Source organism: Streptomyces sp. NPDC004647 (genome assembly GCF_040609575.1).
In the GTDB taxonomy this organism is placed as follows: Bacteria; Actinomycetota; Actinomycetes; order Streptomycetales; family Streptomycetaceae; genus Streptomyces.
In genome coordinates this window covers 190,929-208,262 of sequence record NZ_JBEXKU010000001.1, presented here as the reverse complement: position 1 = coordinate 208,262, position 17,334 = coordinate 190,929, and the positions used below count along the sequence as shown (strand labels likewise).

The window sequence follows — 17,334 nt, the reverse complement described above, 5'->3', positions numbered from 1 at the left end:
AGCAAACCCTCGCAGCCCGTTGGGTATATACCCCGGGGGGGTATGCTTCGATCCATCGAAACCTCCAGCGCGCCGCTCCGGCTCACGCACGACACGGGAGACCACCATGAACACCGCAGCCAAGATCGGCCTCTACGGCGCAGCCCTCGCAGTGACCTTCACCGGCGCCTACGGCATAGGAGCGGTGGCCGACCCGCTCACCGGCAATACCCCCGCCGCCCCGCACGCCGCACACCAGGAGAGCAACGCGGTGAACAACGGCGACCAACACACCGGACAGACGCCGCCCCTCCCGGGCGGACTGCAGATCTCCCAGGACGGCTACACCCTCGACCTGCTGACCCCCCGCCTGCCCGCCGGCCAGGAAACCCCCCTGCGCTTCGCCATCAAGGACGAGGCCGGCAAAGCCGTCACCGACTACGCCAAGGCCCACGACAAGGAACTGCACCTCATCGTCGCCTCACGCGACCTGAACACCTTCCGCCATCTGCACCCCACCCGCGACGCCGACGGGACCTGGAGCACCCCCCTCTACCTGCCCGCGGCCGGTGATTACCGTGTCTTCGCCGATTTCACCCCCGCCAAGCAGGGCGCCAAGCCCCTCACCCTGGGCGCAGACCTCGCCGTCGCCGGCACCTACCAGCCCCAAGATCTGCCCGCGCAGCAGGCCACGGCCGAAGTCGACGGCTACACCGTCACCCTCGACGGCACCCTCGCAGCCGGCAAGATGACCGGCCTGACGCTGAGCGTGGCGAAAGACGGCAAGCCCGTCACCGACCTTGAGCCCTACCTCGGCGCCTACGGCCACCTCGTCGCCCTGCGCGCCGGAGACCTCGCCTACCTCCACGTCCACCCCGAAGGCGAACCCGGCGACGGCACCACCCGGCCCGGCCCCGCCACCTCCTTCATGGCCACCGCCCCCACCCACGGCTCCTACCGCCTCTTCCTCGACTTCAAGCACCAAGGAACCGTCCACACCGCCGCCTTCACCCTCCCCACCACCAACCGCACCACCCCCGCCCCCACCACACAGCACGAAGACCACACAAGCACCGAACACCAGTGACCTACCGCAATAGCTGCGGCTCCCTCATCGACGACGTCGAGGAACTGGTCGACGTCAGGGCCGGTGTCACCGACGTCCGCAAGGAACGGACCGCTGGAGGTAGGCGGCGATCGCGCCGACCAGGAGGTGGTTGTGGGCCAGGGCGTCGGTCAGGGCGTAGAGGACCAGGCGCTGCCACTCGTGCATGGAGTCCCGGTGGTGGGTTTCCAGGCTCTGGGCGCGGGCGAGGTAGGTGTTGACCCAGCGGCAGTGGTGGGTGATCAGTGCCAGCAACTCCTGTGGCACCGTGTCACCCGCTGAGCGCGGAGCGGGCGGCACAGTGCGTGCATCTGGCGCGGGCGGGAGGGCGTCGCGGATTTGGTGAAGGCCTTCCGGCTGCTGCGGGCCGCGGGGGGTCTCGCTGCATCGATGGGGGCGCTTGCGCGGGTATGGGGTGGACATTGGCGGTGCGGTCTCCGGCCGGGTCCCACGCTCCGGCGCCTCTTGGTGGGGCCACAAGGGGGCACGGTGGGTGCTGTGAGCGACGCCGCGCGTCTGGGGCCTACCAGTCCGCATCACGCGTGGGCTGACACGGCGCTCAGCCGGGCGCCGTCACAGCGATTGAAGGCGGCACCGTCCAGATAACGTTGCATTGCACGCCGCAGGAGGGTTACGAAGTGCGACGGGTGTTACGGCAGATGGCTGAACACATGCTGGGCTCCGGTCGCCCAGCACGCCGACGGCAGTACAGCGGGATCATGAAGGAGAAGACCTACCACCCGGGGCGAGAAGGTCCCACAGCGGCATCTACCAGTGCCAGTGCAGCGAGAGCCACGAGTTCACCAGCACCGATGTGGAAGGCAAGACCTTCCCGCCTCTCCCCAGTGCCTGCACCGGCCGCTCCTGGGTCCTCAAGACCCCCGCCCACCCCAGCTGACGGCTTCGCTCCCGGAGCCACCGGTGACGGCACCTGGGGCCTGGACAGGCGAACATGGGGCTCGGCCAGCCGGGCGCAAGCGTCGCCGGCGGGCTCAAGAAGTCCGTTTCAACGTCCCGGGGGTCGATCGTCTCCCACGACAGTTCATCGGCCTCCGCGGCGTGAGCGGCTTCCCGGCCGACGTGGTCGGTGAGGCGTTCCAGCAATGGTCACCGTCTCCTCCTAGCTGACGCCGGTGGTGGTGCGGTACTCCTCCAGCCAGTCGGCGACCGCCGGGACGGCGGCGTGCCGCTGGAGGGCGCTTATGCGACTTCTCATTTCGATGCGCTGGAGTTTGTTTCTCATCCGGTGTTGCAGAGCCCTCTCACCTGATGTGATCAGACCCGGGCCCCGATCAGCCAGAACTGAAGACACCCCAACGAGAGCTCGTGGTGGCATCGAACTGAGAAGTCGCAACGCCCACGAGGCGGGATGGAAACCGACGTTGTGTTGCAGCGGGCGGGAGCGGTGGCGCCGACTTCGCATCCGCAGCCCTGGGAGGTGGGCAGTCGGGCACGCTGAAGGCTCCGGCCGCAGGCTGCATGAGGAGGCGAAGCATGGCGGATAGGGACGAGCGTTTCGCTCACGGGCGGGCCGAGGAGGAGGGGGTGCGGATGGAGCAGTGGGAGCGGTCGCTGCCGCTTCGGCTCGAGTTGATCGAGCTCGAGCAGGGCCTCTGGGCCGGCCCGCTTACCGAGGAGGAGTACGCGGAGGCGGCAGCCCCGTTGTGGGACGAGCTTTTCACTGTCGTGGAGGGGGCGGCGCCCGAGCAGGGCGCAGAGCGTCGCTGGTACAACATCTCCGTGGAGGGAGACGCGACTTCCCTGGGCACCCTGACGGGCGACCCGGTGGAAGCCATGGTGCAGTGGGCGCAGCTGGACCGTCCGCACCATGAGCACGTGGTGACCACCGGGGTCGCGGAGGTTCCCGGTTTGCAGGACCTCACGGTCACGGGGCTGGTGCGGCGGGCCCTGCAGCGGGGTGGGGGGGAGCGGCTGGCCGGGGCCCTGGCCGCATGGATCGACCGCAACCGGCAGGAGGTGGCTGTCCCAGCCCAGGTGGTGGAGCGGGATCCTGCCGCCCTGCGCCGTGCCGGGTGGGCGTGGGCCCTGCGGGTGGGTGATCCCGTGCCGCCTTCTGTGCTGGAGAGGCTGGGGCCCGAGGAAGGCGCCGCGGTCAAAGAGGCTGCGGCCGAGATGGAACGTGCTCTCCTTGCGGCCGAGCTCGAGCCGGGGCTTGACGCTCAGGGCTGGGGGCCGCGTGAGGGGACACTGCGAGGCCATTGGCAGGTGCTGGCCGCCGCCGCGGTGTCGATACCCGAGGCCGGTCCGCCGGCGCGGAAGGTGGTCGACCAGCTGGTCGCCGCCGACCCCGATGCGCCGGCCCCGCCCCAGCCGGGCGATCCGGACACGCGCTTGCGGCAGTCATCTGCTCAGGCGTGGTTCTGGACCCGGGAGCAAGGGCGTACGGAGATGTCGGAGGTCTTCCGCATGGTCGCCGATCCCGCCCACGCACCCGGCGGCTCCCTGCCCCGGCTGTTCGCCGTCCTCCCAGGCCATCTGAGAGCGCAACCCGTGGCGGCCTACGACTTCATGCGCGCGGCCGAGCGGGTATCGCAGCACCAGGCGCTGCAGCCCCTGTACGAGGCGTACCCGGACCTGGTCCGCCAAGAGAAGCAGGCCGCCGTCGACGAGGCATCCCACGCGCTGCTCGCTCAGTGCCTGACACAAGCCCGGGAAGCCAGCTACACGGAGACGGCCAGGCCTTCTGGGGCCGGCAACCCGCCGGAGGCAGTCCTCCGGCCAAGCCGCGCCGCCGCCCGGGCGGAGGATCCCGCGCAGCGTGCTGCGCTGCAGCCACCGCACCATCCAAGGCTCCGGTGAAACGCTGCGGGCGTAGACGGGACCGGCGAAGCGGCAACCGTAAGGGAGACCGCTGAGCACCACGGTGCGGCGCTTCCCCGCCCTGTTCTTACAGCTCGCGGGCCTGGGGGTTGTGATCGTGAGCGGCCAGGAGCGCGATCGCCTCGGCATCGGTCAGCGGCTCGTCGGTCAGGACATCGGTGGTGATCGGGCCACTGGGCACGATGTCGGTGGAGACGGCCATGACGGCGTCCTCGATCTCGGATGGGTCGACGCCCAGCTGCTCGGCGATCTTCCGGTGCCACTCGGCGACCTTCGTGTCGTCGGCGTTCTGTGGGACATCAGGCTGCTCGGCCATTTTCACGAGGTGAATGGCTCTCGGTGGCTGCTGCTCGGGCATGACGGCGCACTCCCTCTGACGGCATGGCGAGTTGCCCGTTCATCCTGCCACCAGGCAACGACTTCTCGGCCATACCGGACCCTGGCGGCTGAGCATCGGCCGGACGGGCAATAGGCCCCGGTGCACCGTGGAATCGCACACGGTGCCGCGTTCGGCCAGCGGGCGCACCGCCAACGACGGGGCAGCCAGCCACCCGCCCTTCGACCGCGTCCCGCCGCTGCGTACTGCGTTCTGGGGTGCTTAGAGGGCCTGATTCTCGGTTCCTTGAAGTCCCACCTGGAGGCAGCGATCGCGCTTAGAGACCGTGTGACTCCCGGTCAGATGAGGTGTCCGGGGCGCTGAATCCGGCCGGGTCCCCCGGACGGTATTCCCCGACGGCAGGCGTCAGGGTTGGATGGCTGCATGGAGGATTCCAAGCGATTCGACCCCACCGTCCAAAAGATGATGCGGACGAACCAGTCCAACTGGGACGCAAGAACCCCAGTGCATACGGCCAGCCAGTTCTACGGCCTGAGCGAAGCGCGGGACTCCGCCCGCTGGTTCGCCTTCTACGAATGGGAGGATCTCGGCGACCTCGCCGGGCGTGACGTCCTGCATCTGCAGTGCCACCTTGGTACCGAGACGATCGAATTCGCCCGACGCGGAGCACGCACCGTCGGGCTGGACATCTCCGGTGCGTCGGTGGAGGCCGCCCGCAAGATCGCCGCAGAAGCCGAAGTCACCGTCGACTACGTGCAGGCCAACGTCTACGACGCCGTCGAAGCGCTCGACGGTCGGACGTTCGACGTGATCTACACGGGGAAGGGAGCCCTCTGCTACCTGCCTGACCTCGACCGTTGGGCCGAACTGATCGCTCGGCTGCTACGGCCCGGCGGCCGCCTGTACGTTGTCGAGTTCCACCCAATGCTGTGCGCTCTCGGCCCCACCCCCGCCGAGGACGAGGGATCCCGACTCCTCCTGCGCCACGACTACCTCGAAGGCCGCGGCCCCGTCCAACGCAACTCGACCCACACGTACACCGACGGACCGGCAGTACAGGGCGCCACGGAGTCCTTCGAGTGGATGCATGGGCTCGGCGAGGTGATCAATGCCCTGCTGGGAGCAGGTCTCCAGGTCGCCAGCCTCCGCGAGAGCGATGAACTGCCCTGGCCTCGCTGGCCCCGTATGATCCGCACGGGTTCCGGCTGGTGGCGGCTTCCGGACGAGGACCCGCGTGTCCCTTTGCTGTACGCACTGCTCGCCAGGTCACCGACGGCTGTGGGCGGCGGTACGGTCGACGCGTGATCAGTGGCAATCACACAGGCCTGGATGAGATCGAGGCGCACTTCGTCGCTACTTGAAGGGCGGCTGCGCCGTGACATCGTCGACCGGTGGGCCGCCCGTTGATTCACGGATGACGACGTTCCTTGGGATGAGCTGAGGTGGTGGGCGCTAGATGTGCGTCCTCATGAGATTGGTGTCGGGTAACCGTGATCAGCGAAGTTGTGGCCCTCTTCGGGAAGGACGATGAAGACTCCGGATCCAGGAGGGTTTTCCACGAGATGCTCTGCGGATGCGAGCTGTCCACTCAGAGGTGGGCCACCGTGTGTCGCTGTCCCAACGGATCCCTTCGAGGCCCCCTGGACTCATGAACCCATGTGCAGTTCCAGAGCAGTTGAGCGCAAACCCGTTGCGCTCTGAGAGGGCGTTATGAGGCTCGGCGCCCGTCTTGGTGTCGCCCGGACGAGTGGCTTTGAGGTGTTCATGCCGGTCGGTGGGCTTGAGCCTGCTGGGGTAGCGGTGTGAGTGAACGCAAGCCGTACCCGAGCGACTTGTCGAACAAACGCTGGGCACTGATCGAGCCGGTGATCACCGCCTGGAAGGCCGCGCACCCCTCGGCCACCGGCCACCAGGGCGCCTACGAGATGCGGGAGATCGTCAACGCGATCCTGTACCAGAACCGCACCGGCTGCCGGTGGGACTTCCGGCCGCACGACCTGCCCCCGAAGGGGGCGGCCTACTACTACTACTTCGCCGCCTGGCGCGACGACGGAACCGACCAGAGGATCCACGATCTGCTGCGCTGGTACACGCGCGAACAGCGGCGCCGATTAGCCGACCCCAGCCTGGTCGTGCTCGAGACCCAGAGCATCCACGCGGCGGCCGGGGGGCCGGCCGACAGGACGGGCCGGGATGCCGCGAAGAGGGTGCGGGGCGCAAGCGGGGCCTGGCCGTTGATGTTCTGGGACTGGTGATCGCGGTGGTGGTGGCCGCCGCCTCGGCCCACGAGAACACGATCGGCACCCGCCTGCTGAACAAGGTCGCCGAGCAGACCGGCACGGTCAAGAAGTCGCTGGTGGACCAGGGGTTCAAGACCGCGGTCGTCGAGCACGGAGCACGCGTGGGCATCGAGGTCGGGATCGTCGAGCGCAGCCCCGCAGACAAGGGGTTCGTCCCGCCGGCCAAGCGGTGGGTGGTGGAACGCGCCTACGGCGAGTGATACGGGGAGTGGAAGTCATTTCGCCTTCGTCCTGCGCAGCAGCGTGTCGAACGTGGGGTGCGGGCAGTAGGAGGAGAGCTCCGGTCTCGGCGCACCGATGGATCGTTCCTAGAACGTCCGGGGCGACCCGTGAATCAGAGCGCCGGGAGCGCCCGGCCTCGATGCGAAGGTGCGTAGCGGCGAGGGGCATGGAGGAGGCCGCGCGTCACGTCGAAGCCGGAATGCTGGCCCTGACGGTCTGGAGTGGCCCCACCAGGACGGCCTGGTTTGGCCCCACCTCCACCACGTGGGAACCGTGTTGGTCCGCAATGGCCCCGCCTGCAACCGGCACTTTCTCGTCGCTTATTGCTTGAAGTGGGGCCGACGGAGGCCGTCGCGTGTTCTCCGAGTGGGGCCACGTGGAGCCGTGACCGCATCTCCCACCCCAGCGCCATGCCGTTCGTTCTGACGCCGAGCAGCACTAACGGCCGCAGTGGGGGCACTGGATGTCGTGTCCGCCCGCGGCGAGTCCCTTGCCGTCGATGCCGTTTGGAACCAGGACCATCTGAAGCCGTCCGCAGGCGCAGCGGCTCCAGACCACGACGCCCTCGCTGGTGGGGTGCCGGGAAACGATGGTTTTCGTGTTGGTGTTCATGGCAGCAGGATGACCCCGGACGACCGTTGCGGTCTATTGCACGTTTTGCGGGTGGTGTGTGCAAAATGATTTCATGATTGACCTGCGCCGGCTTCACATGCTCCGCGTGGTGCGCCAGCAGGGCACGGTCACCGCGGCCGCCGCGGCCCTGCACCTCACCCCGTCGGCGGTCTCCCACCACATGCGCGAGCTCGCGCGCCAGCTCAAGGTCCCGCTCCTGGAGCCGCAGGGCCGCGGCGTCCGGCTGACCCCGGCCGGGCTCCTGCTCATCGACCACGCCGACGCGCTGCTGGCCCGGTGGGAGGAGGCGCAGGCGGAGCTGGAGTCCTACCGGGCGGGCATGAGCGGACCGCTGCGCATCGCGGGCTTCACCACCGCGATCAGCGGCCTGATCGCCCCCGCGGCCGGGCGGCTGCGGCACAGCCATCCCGACCTCCTGGTGCAGGTGCGCGAGTGCGACACCGTGGAGAGCATGGACCTGCTGGTGGCGGGCGAGGTGGATCTCGCGGTCGTGGAGCCCATCGAGGGCGGGCCGCCGCCGGATGACGCGCGGTTCGAGCAGAGCCCCCTGCTGGAGGAGCCGTACATCATGCTGGTGCCCGCCGACCACCCGCTGGCGCGGGCGGTGTCGGTGCGGCTGGAGGACGCGGCGGCCGAGGACTGGATCGTCGCCGACCCGGGCACCTGCGACCACGCCCAGCGGGTGCGGGTGCTGTGCGCGGCGGCCGGGTTCTCGCCGCGGATCGTGCACGCCGCTACCCACTGGTCGGCGGTCTGGTCGCTGGTCGGGAACGGGCTGGGCATCTCGCTGATCCCGCGGCTGGCCGAGGGCCCGGCGGGCCAGGCGGTGGTGCGGGTGCCGGTGTCGAGCGAGAACATGCCGACGCGGCGGATCCTCACCTGCGTGCGCCGGGGCAGCCGGCGGAACCCGCTTATCGACCTCGGGATACGGGCGCTGGAAGAGGCGGTGCGCGACCACCAGACCATGGACGACTGGCCCCAATCCGCCTGACGGCTCACCCGCTACGGCGTGCTGATCGCATCGAGAACCTTCATGCGGGCAGCCCGGCGGGCGAGCCAGACCGCGGCGAGGGGTGCGCGGCCTTCCAGGCGGTGATCACCGGCTCGATCAGTGCCCAGCGGTCGTCGGACAAATCGCTCGGGTACGGCTTGCGTTCACTCACACCGCTACCCCAGCAGGCTCAAGCCCACCGACCGACATGAACACCTCGAATCCACTCGTCCGGGCGACACCAAGACGGGCGCCGAGCCTCATAACGCCCTCTGATACCCGACGGGTGCGCCGATTCGGGGCGGGTGAGGTTCCGACATGAATCGCTGCCGAGTTCCGGCCGACGGCATGACGTAGTCCGGAAGCAGGCGTGGTGCGGGGGCGGTCGGGCTGGGGTGTGCGTGGCAGTTGCGCCTGCCGGGCCTCCGTGCCTTGATGAAATTCTTCGACGGAACTGCGTAGTTCCGCGCAGTGGGGTCGTAATTGACGATGCCCAGAGACAGCACTCGACCGGGACAGTCCCGTGGCACCTCACAGTGGCGTTCTGGGACATCCCGATGGCTCGCTCCTCACACTAAGACTGCTGGTGGGAGCGGTAGGCGCAGGATATGTTCCCACTGTTGGCTGACATCCGATTGGGTAGTCGACATACAGTATTTGGAGTTGTTTGTCAGAGTTGGCTGCTGAACTGATGACATGACAGAAACATGTGTGTCTCTCAGCAGTCCGAGCCCTGTGGAGGTGGACGAGACCGACCAGGTGCTGCAGGCCCTGCTGGATCGGGAGGAGCGGCGGCTTCTGGCCGCGGCCCCGGAGGCCACCGACGGGGTCGAAACATGGCTCGGGTTGGTGGCCGAGCCCGGGTTCGTGCGACGCAGTTCGGTGCTGGCACGCGCGGCTCCGTTGCATCGCATCGATCAGCGGCAAGCATGGCAGCAGTTCCCTGGAGATCTCTATGACCCGCGCACCCTTGCTTTGGCAGCGCTGGAAGCGGTCGTGAGCCGGCAGGGGATGGAGCTGGAGGCCACCACAGAGGAAGTGGTCGAGTTTCTCTCCTCCTTGGCGCACGCAGCGGCGCCGGCGCGGGACGGGTCGGAGCATGTGGCGGTCGCCCGGTTCGTGGTGCGGGAGCTGCTGAACGACTCTCAGGGAGGGGAGGAGTTCGCCATCCCCTACAGCGACTATCGCGCTGGTCACCGTCGGGTGCCCTTGTCGCTGCGGATGCTGGAGGAGGGATTCGGGCGCCGTGGCCAAGCGGTGCTGAAGGCTACAGCTCCGGCGATCAATTTGCTGCTGGCGGGTCTGGAGTACGACCTGGAGGACGAGCAGGCGGCGAAGGACGCGATGCTGCGGCGCCAGGTGAGCACCGGCCGGTGGGGGCGGGCGGAGGAGAGCGCGGCGGACAGTTTGAAGATGTCCCTGCTCTACAGCGAGCGCGTGCGCGCGGTGCTGGAGGAGACCGAGCGGGACGTGCGGGCGGTGGACTGGGAGCGGCGGGTCCCGGAGCTGCTCAGGACGGCGCGTGATCATCTCGGGGAGCGGCAGCAAGTCGAGCGAGAGCTGATGGAGTGGATGCGGCAGGCGCGCAACGCCGTCGACGACGTGGACGTCCGGCGTACGTGCGCGCGGATCCTGCATTTGCTGGAGCGGGCGCATCTGCGGCATACGCAGTTGCTGGAGCGGGTGATCGATGCCCGCCCGGCGTTCTTGCGTTCCCAGGCCGAGCAGAGGTTCAGGCCATCGCCCCGCCTGGCGGTGGTGGGGGTGCAGGAGGACGTCCTCGAGCCGGTGCTGGCGCTGACGGTTGAGCAGGCGGAAGGGGTTGCGGGTCTGTTCGCGGACGCGGTCGGCGGACCAGTGGTCGCTCGTCGGCCGCGGCTGCGGGACTGGTGGGGTCTGCTGCTGGCGCCAGTGCGAGAGGTGCGGGAAGCGTTCCCGGACCAGGACGTGGAGCTGGTCGCTGACGAGGAGTGCGAGAGCGGCCTGCACAGCGAGGAGGACGTCGCCGTTGCCCGGGCTCTGCTCGAGGGCGCGCTGAGTGCTCCCGTGCGTCTGTCGGACCTGTTGGAGCAGGCGCTGACTCAGGGAGTGGGAGCGGCCGGTCTGCTGGCCGTTTCGGTACTGCGGGCCTTCGCTCCGGACCCGGAGGAGGACGAGGGGGGTGCCGTGGCGGAACTGGAGGACCTCCTTGGGGAGCGTCTGGTGGTCCTCGATGACGGCGCTGTCTTCGATCTCGGAGCGCTGGGCGGGAGTGACCTGCTGCTCGTTCCCGCCCAGCCGTTGATTCCCGACCCCGCATACGCCGGGGACTACCTGGAGGCCTTGGTATGACCACCGCTGCCTGCACCTACTCCGCGTCGGAGCTGACGGACGCTGCCTGTTTGGTGAGCCTTGGCTGCCAGCCGCGTCTGCGGCCGCTCGCCCTTCCCAGGTACTGGGATCTGCTGCAGCGGTACCGCCTGGACGGGGCGTTCCGTGACGCGGTCGACGCGGTCGCCGAAGGTCTGGACATGGACTTGATCGAGGCGCATCCGATCGAGGGGCTGGTGTTGCACCCCCGGGAGGGGTCGTGGCTTGCCTACCGGCTCAAGGACCATCCCCGGCTGGGTGTCAAGGACCGTCTCGTGCTGGGGCTCGCGCATGTGGCCATCGCCGCGCGTGCCTACCCCACCCCGGCGGACCTGGAGGAGGAGACCGTCAAGCGGGTTTCTCTGGCCGAGGTCGACGACTTTCTGCGCAGTCTGACGGAACGGCTGCGCGAAGCTGCCGTGGACGCGGACGGGTTGGCTGTGCCGCATGCCGAGCTGGATGCCGCATGGCGGGTGTACTCCAAGCTCCCACCTGCCAGGCCCACCACGACGGGACGCCTGTCGGAGTCGAGCACGCACCGAGTGATCAAGGAAGCCCTTGAGTGGCTGGTGGAACAGGGGCTGGCCAACCGCGCCCCCGAGCTGGGGGTGGGGTGCTACCGGCTCGCTCACCGCTTCCGCCTGCAAGTCCGTGAAACCGCCGCGATGGCTGCGTTCGCCGCGCTGTGTGACATCCGCCGTGCCCAGCTCATCGAGGAGGACTGAGCGATGTACCGTTTGCGACGCCTGCGTCTGGAGAACATCGGCCACCGTGCGGCCGGGTTCACCTCCCTTGTCCTGGACCTGACCGGTGGCCCGAGCACGGTCAGCGGCAGGCCCCTGTCGTCTGTTGATGTGATCCTGTGGCTGCGCAATGGCGGCGGCAAGTCGACGCTGATGTCCCTGCTGTTCAGTCTCCTGCTGCCCGCCAAGGTCGACTTCATCGGCCACACGAAGAACAAGTCCTTGGCTGATTACGTGCCCGACGGGCAGGTTTCCCATGTGATCGCCGAGTGGGAGGACTCCGAGCGGCCGGACGCCGGCGCCGCGCTGGTGAGCGGTGGTGTCTACCAGTGGCGCGGCGGGCAGCGTCCCGCGGACCTCGCTGCCGGATGGGAACGCCTCGAGCGACGCTGGTACCTGTTCAGGCCGCTCCCGGGAGCTCTGGAGTTGGATGTGCTTCCCGTCCGGGGAGAGGGCGGCCAGCTCAGTCTGACCTCGTATGTGCGGGCATTGGAGGCGGCGCACAAAGCGGAGCGGCGGGCGCAGCTGGTCGTCGCCGACGAGCAGTTCGTATGGGCCGAGCAGCTGGCCAGCCACGGCCTGGACCCGCAGGTCTTCAAGATTCAGCGTGACATGAACCGGGAGGAGGGCGGCATCACCGAGCTGTTCAAGTTCCCCTCGTGCGAGGACTTCGTAGACTTTCTCATCGACATGGTCGTCGACGAGGCGGCTCCGTCCGCCACACGCGCGACGCTGAATGCGCACGCGGACAAGCTCGCCGCGCGGCCCGCGCGCGAGCTGGAGGGGCGGTTCCTGGCGGAGGCCGTGCTGCGGCTGAGGCCGGTGCAGAAGGCAGCGGCGCACGTGGCTGCCGCCCAGCACACGCTCAGCCAGAAGGTAGGGGTTGCGCAGCGGGCGTGTGAGCACATCCGGTCGCAGGCTGAGCGGTTGGAGCACGATTCCATCGTCCTGGCCGGTCGCGCGGCCGCCGCCCAGCAGGATGCGCACCGGGCCGCCGAGCGGGTCGAGGAGCAGCAGCGCCGGGTGGCCGCCGTCGAGGAGGCGGCCCGGCGTGCCCTGGTGGCCGACCGGGCCCGCGACGAAGCCGGCTGCAGGGAGGAGGCCTCGCGGGCGGAACTGGACAGCCGCTCCTGGAAGGCCGTTCCTTCCGTATTGGAGCTGTTGGCCCAGGAGGAAGAGCTGCAGCAGGTGAACTCCCTCCTTGCCCGCCTCAGCGAGGAGCAGGCGCCCCTTCGGGAGGCGATGGAGCGAGCCGGCGCGGCCTGGTTGTTGAAGCTCGACAGCGAGCTGCGCCAGCTCGAAGGCGAGGCGTCGCGTGCCCGGAGGCGGCACGCCGAAGCCGAAAAGGAGGGGCGTGCGGCCGACACCGACCGCCTGAATGCGGTGACTTCGGCTAAAGACGCTCAGGTTCGTGCGGAGTTGGCAGACGCCCGGATGAACGAGACACGGGCCGCCCTCGAAGCCGCTCGCGGTGAAGGCCTGCTGCAAGAGCGCGAAGACCCGCCACGCGCCATGGAGCGGCTCACCCACGAAGAGAGCACAGCACGAGAAGAGCTGGAGCACGCCAGGAGCCAGCAGGAATTCGCCCGGGTACGGCGCGGCGAGGTCGCCTCGGAGCGCGCCCGGTGCGACAGCACACTGGCCGAGGTACGCCAGCGGCACGAAGTGATGTGGGAGCGGTTGAACACCCTCCAGCAACAGCGCCGTTCCCTGGAGGGGGAACCTCGCCTGCGGGAGCTGGCAGGAATGGGCGTGGAGGAAGGCGGCCTCGACCTGGACGCGGTAGGAGCGGACCTCATCGGGCTGCTGGACGCCCAGGTGACCGAGGCCGACGCGTCGCTGGCTCGGCAGCAGGCCCGGGCTCTGGAGGATCAGCGCGTACGCGAGGCGCTGGAGCGTGACGGCTTTTGTCCGCCGCCCAGCGAGGTCGAGCAGGCTGTCGCCGCGCTGCGCGCCCTCGGCGCCCCCGCAGTGGCAGGGCTGCAGTTCCTGCGGGAGACCGTCCCCGCGCACCGGCGCGATGACGTCATCGCCGCCATTCCCCATCTCATCGGCGGCGTGGTGGTCTGCGGGCCGGTGCCAGGCGGTGACCTGGCCGCCCTGGCACGCCGTGCGGACCTGTCCTTGCATGGCATCGTTGCCGTGGGCACGGATGGCCAGGCCCGTGCCCTCAGCTCCGCTACGGGCGCCACCGAGGTCACGGTGCTGCCCCTGCACCCGGCGGCGCTCGACGCCGACGCTGGCGAGGAAGAGCTGCGGCAGGTCACCGACCGGCTGGACACCCTGGAAGACCGGTTGCAGCACATCGCCGGGGGCCGCGAAGCCGACCGCGCCCTGGCCCAGCGCCTGCGCTCGCATCTGGACGACTTCAGCGGACGCGCTCGCGCCGAGCTGGAGAAGAGAATGAACCAGCTCGATGAGGAAGTGAACACGCTCACCGAGCGCGCGAACGACCTCACCCGGCAGGCAGCGGACTTCGAAGAGACCTCCCGTCGGGCAGAGCGCCGGATCAGTGAGAACACAGACCGCATGATCACGCTCGCCGGGGTGCTGCCCCGCGTGCGCACACTGGCCGCCGCAGCCCGTGACCTGAAGGACTGGGAGCACCAGGCACGCCAGGCCCGCACCGAAGAGCGCGAGCACCAAGCTGCCGCCAAGCGCTTCAAGACCGTGTGGCAGGAGGCCCAGAGACGGGAAAGATCGGCCGCAGCCGAGATGAAGCAGTGCGCGGAGGACAGGAAACGCCGGACCCTGGAGACGCAGACGCTGCGCCGGGAACTGCCTCAGGAGATCCTCGACGCTGCGCTTACCGGCGAGGTGCCTTCCAGCAGCCTGGACGCACTGCACACGCGCTGGACGCAGTCCCGGCAGGACTGGCGCAACGGCATCAGCGACATCACCCTGCAGCAGCGGTTGACCACCTGCCAGAACGCCATCAACCACCTCAGCCGGCAGCTGACCGAGCTCAGTCCCGAAGCGAGGGAGCGGGCACGAGCCCTGGCCGGCGGCACGGACGCGGCAGATGCCGGACGTCTCGCGGCCCGCCTCGCCGACGCCGACCGTTGTCACACCGCCGCCCAGAAGGCCGCGACCGAGGCATCGCTGCTTCACCGTCAGGCGCAGAAGGACCACGAGGACGCCGCCGCTGCCCTGGAAGAATTCACCCCGGCCATCCAGCGGCTCGCCTTCAGCACCGTGCACGAAGCCCGGAAGCAGCTGGACACGGCGCGGCGGTTCCTCGGGCAGACGCAGGAAACCGTGCACGCGCGGCGGCTGGACGCTGCGACCATTGGACGAGACGCGGACAAAGCGAGCAGCGACGCCGCGCGGCTGGTGCAGGCGGTGAAGACCCTGCACACTGCCGCTAACCGCCATCAGGAAGCAGCCGGCGCTGAGGACCGGCAGGAAACCGAGCAACTCAGCACCGATGGGCTGCTCCTTGAAGAACACGGCCTCTCCGCCACGATCGTCCACGGCCTGCAGCCGGCGGACGCGGACCGGATCAGTGGCGAGATCACCGAGCAGCTGGAGGAGGCGGCCCGCACTCACGCGCGCGGGGGGAGAACGCTGGAGAAGGCCGTGCGCCAAGTGGAACGCCTGGCACAGCAGCCTCAGTACGCTCCGGTCGTCGACGGACGGCTGCGGGCACGCCTCCAGCAGGACCTGACGCAGCCCAGACGGCTGGCCGAGCTCCTGGGGGATGTGGAGGACCGCGAGCGGGAAGTCACCGCCGTTCTCGGTGAACTCGCCGAAGACCAGGCCATGGTCGTGCGGACCTGCGCAAGTCTGGTCGAGGCGGTGCTGGACGACCTCGACGAGGTCGCCCGGCACTCCAGGCTTCCCAAAGGACTGGGGAACTGGTCCGAGGAGCGATTCTTGTCGCTGGAGGTGCGCCATCGGGCGGGCGGCGAGGAACTGGAGCGCCGGCTGGCCGCCGAAGTTGACCGGATGACCACCGCGCTGTCCCCGGGCGCCGCGGGGAAGGCCAGCGCCCTGCCGGAAGCCATGGCGCTGGCCAAGCGGCTGGTTCTGGCCGCCCTCGGGGGGCGCGGCAGCATCGTCGCGAAGATCATCAAGCCGACGCAGAACCTGGACACCATCGAACGGGAATCGGTCACCGAGATCCAGAAGTTCAGCGGCGGTGAACTTCTGACCGTCTCCGTCCTGCTGTACTGCACCCTGGCCCGGATGCGCGCCGCCAGACGCGACCGGCGTCTCCCCGGCGGCGTCGGCACACTGGTCCTGGACAATCCCTTCGGCAAGGCCAACTACGGGCCGTTCGTCCAACTGCAGCGCCGCGTGGCAGGGGCCCACGGCATCCAGCTGGTGTACACCACGGGAACCAACGACCTCCCGGCGCTGGGCCGCTTCCCGCTCATCATCCGGCTGCGCAACGGGGTCGATCTGCGCACCCGGCGCCGGTTCGTACAGGTCGAAGAACGGTACGGCGACGTGGTCGCGGCGGGGGTGGCCCACGCCCGGGCCGACGGCATCGTCTCCGCCCGCCTTCTGCGCCGCCCACCAAGCAGCGAGGCAGCGGTCCCGCAGGCCGCGCCGGACGCCGGGGATGCGGTATGACGGCAGCCGACCGCATGGCCGCCCATCTGGCCCAGCAGGCCCGCCAGCGCGTCGAGTTCGATGCTCTGGCGCGGGCCGCCGACCAGGGCGACTCCAGTCTTCCCACCTCCCCGGCCCGCCGCCGGGTCCTGGCTGACGCGGCGCACGAACTGGCCCGGCGGGGCCTTGCCCGCCTGCCCGGCGGGCCCGGCGGATGGGACTACAGTGCCCACCCGCCCCTGCCGCGCTGGATCCAGCGCATGCCCAGGCCCCGCTCCCCCCGCCCCAGGCCCGGCCCACGAGCCTGGGTGCCGCAGCTGTCCTTCGCCACCACACTCCAGCTGTCCGCAGCCGACCACGCGCTACTCGGCCCGGTCAACGCACACCTGCGGGACCACCCGGACGCGGAGATCATCCCGCTCGCCGAGCGCTCCTACGAGCTGTACGGCGACGAAAAACGCCTCAGCCGCATCGAACACCACCACCTGGTGACCGCCGGGCTCCTCAACATCACCAACCACCTGCGGGCCAGAGGGACACCCGCCCCACTGGCCATGCTCGAACTCGGCCCGGCCCCCTGGCTGCTCGTCGTGGAGAACAGTGCGACCTTCGCCAGCCTGCGCCAGATCTTCGCGGCATGGCCCGACCATGCCCAGGTCGGATGGCTCGGCTACGGCTCGGGAGACCAGCTGGTGGCCTCCCTACCCACGGCGGCCGATTCCTTCCGGGAACGCGACCACCCCGTGACCGACCTACTTCTGTACGGGGATCTGGACCTCGACGGCCTGCAATGCGCCCAGCAGGCCAACGCCAGAGCGCGCGCCGCGGGTCTCCCCCCGTTGACCGCGGCGGCCGGCCTGTACCAGGCACTGCTGGGACGACGCCCGCGCCGTCTGTCTCCGGCGGCCCCGGGCGACGTGCGTGCCGCGGTCTCCTGGCTGCCGGCACACCTCGCAGAGCCGGTCCAGCAGATGCTGACGGCCGGAATCGTGCTACGGCAGGAAGCCCTTGCCCTGCCCGGGCTACGAGCCCACCTCGACCCCGGAGCCCCCCTGCTACCCCAGCTGCACGGAGACCCTCGCCCCGTTCCTGACGCAGAGCGGACGCTCAGTTCCTGCCCCTCCAGTCCCGTCCCCATCGCGCCGTGACCAGGTGTGGCAGGCGCAGGTGGTCGAGTGCGCGGCCGACCGTCTGGGTGACCACCTCGTCGAGCGAGGTGGTGCGGGTGGTTAAGGCAGGTGCCGGCGGCATGATGGTGGCGCCCGTGTCCGTCGCAC

General features: G+C 69.4%; 11 protein-coding genes and 2 pseudogenes. 9 read left to right on the top strand and 4 right to left on the bottom strand.

What is annotated here, in order from left to right; genetic code table 11:
* The first annotated feature begins 106 nt into the window (after positions 1-106).
* Positions 107-1,066, top strand: a complete 960-nt coding sequence (locus tag ABZW18_RS00730; protein WP_356180070.1) for a hypothetical protein — start codon at positions 107-109, stop codon at positions 1,064-1,066.
* A 66-nt stretch (positions 1,067-1,132) separates the two neighbouring features.
* On the opposite strand, the gene ABZW18_RS00725 is transcribed toward ABZW18_RS00730, so the two are convergent.
* Positions 1,133-1,351: a hypothetical protein gene (locus ABZW18_RS00725; RefSeq protein WP_356180068.1), complete on the bottom strand. Its 219-nt coding sequence runs from the start codon at positions 1,349-1,351 to the stop codon at positions 1,133-1,135.
* A gap of 1,227 nt (positions 1,352-2,578) precedes the next feature.
* Here ABZW18_RS00725 and ABZW18_RS00720 point away from each other — a divergent pair.
* On the top strand, positions 2,579-3,904 hold the full coding sequence (locus tag ABZW18_RS00720; RefSeq protein WP_356180066.1) for a hypothetical protein: 1,326 nt from the start codon (positions 2,579-2,581) through the stop codon (positions 3,902-3,904).
* A gap of 88 nt (positions 3,905-3,992) precedes the next feature.
* Here the strand turns inward: ABZW18_RS00720 and ABZW18_RS00715 are convergent, their stop codons facing one another.
* Positions 3,993-4,283: a hypothetical protein gene (locus ABZW18_RS00715; RefSeq protein ID WP_356180064.1), complete on the bottom strand. Its 291-nt coding sequence runs from the start codon at positions 4,281-4,283 to the stop codon at positions 3,993-3,995.
* A 402-nt stretch (positions 4,284-4,685) separates the two neighbouring features.
* On the opposite strand from ABZW18_RS00715, the gene ABZW18_RS00710 reads away from it, so the two are divergent.
* On the top strand, positions 4,686-5,567 hold the full coding sequence (locus ABZW18_RS00710) for a class I SAM-dependent methyltransferase (RefSeq protein ID WP_356180062.1): 882 nt from the start codon (positions 4,686-4,688) through the stop codon (positions 5,565-5,567).
* A gap of 497 nt (positions 5,568-6,064) precedes the next feature.
* Positions 6,065-6,756: pseudogene (locus ABZW18_RS00705) on the top strand (IS5 family transposase); the annotation flags it as partial.
* 466 nt (positions 6,757-7,222) lie between these two features.
* Here the strand turns inward: ABZW18_RS00705 and ABZW18_RS00700 are convergent.
* Complete coding sequence (locus ABZW18_RS00700) at positions 7,223-7,396, bottom strand: hypothetical protein (RefSeq protein WP_356180059.1); 174 nt, start codon at positions 7,394-7,396, stop codon at positions 7,223-7,225.
* A 73-nt stretch (positions 7,397-7,469) separates the two neighbouring features.
* Between ABZW18_RS00700 and ABZW18_RS00695 the strand changes: the two genes are divergently transcribed.
* Positions 7,470-8,408, top strand: a complete 939-nt coding sequence (locus tag ABZW18_RS00695; protein ID WP_356180056.1) for a LysR family transcriptional regulator — start codon at positions 7,470-7,472, stop codon at positions 8,406-8,408.
* Between the two features lie 85 nt (positions 8,409-8,493).
* Here ABZW18_RS00695 and ABZW18_RS00690 read toward each other — a convergent pair.
* Positions 8,494-8,580 (bottom strand): annotated as a pseudogene (locus ABZW18_RS00690) (IS5/IS1182 family transposase); the annotation flags it as partial.
* A 539-nt stretch (positions 8,581-9,119) separates the two neighbouring features.
* Here ABZW18_RS00690 and ABZW18_RS00685 point away from each other — a divergent pair.
* From ABZW18_RS00685 to ABZW18_RS00670, 4 genes are read left to right on the top strand one after another with little or no spacing between them, the layout of a single operon-like run.
* Positions 9,120-10,739: a hypothetical protein gene (locus ABZW18_RS00685; protein ID WP_356180053.1), complete on the top strand. Its 1,620-nt coding sequence runs from the start codon at positions 9,120-9,122 to the stop codon at positions 10,737-10,739.
* Complete coding sequence (locus ABZW18_RS00680) at positions 10,736-11,482, top strand: hypothetical protein (protein ID WP_356180050.1); 747 nt, start codon at positions 10,736-10,738, stop codon at positions 11,480-11,482. Before ABZW18_RS00685 ends, ABZW18_RS00680 begins: the two co-directional genes overlap by 4 nt.
* 3 nt (positions 11,483-11,485) lie before the next feature.
* Positions 11,486-16,078 (top strand): hypothetical protein, encoded by a 4,593-nt coding sequence (locus ABZW18_RS00675; protein WP_356180047.1) that lies wholly within the window; start codon positions 11,486-11,488, stop codon positions 16,076-16,078.
* Complete coding sequence (locus ABZW18_RS00670; RefSeq protein WP_356180044.1) at positions 16,075-17,205, top strand: hypothetical protein; 1,131 nt, start codon at positions 16,075-16,077, stop codon at positions 17,203-17,205. The genes ABZW18_RS00675 and ABZW18_RS00670 overlap by 4 nt, the downstream gene beginning before the upstream one ends.
* Positions 17,206-17,334 lie beyond the last annotated feature (129 nt).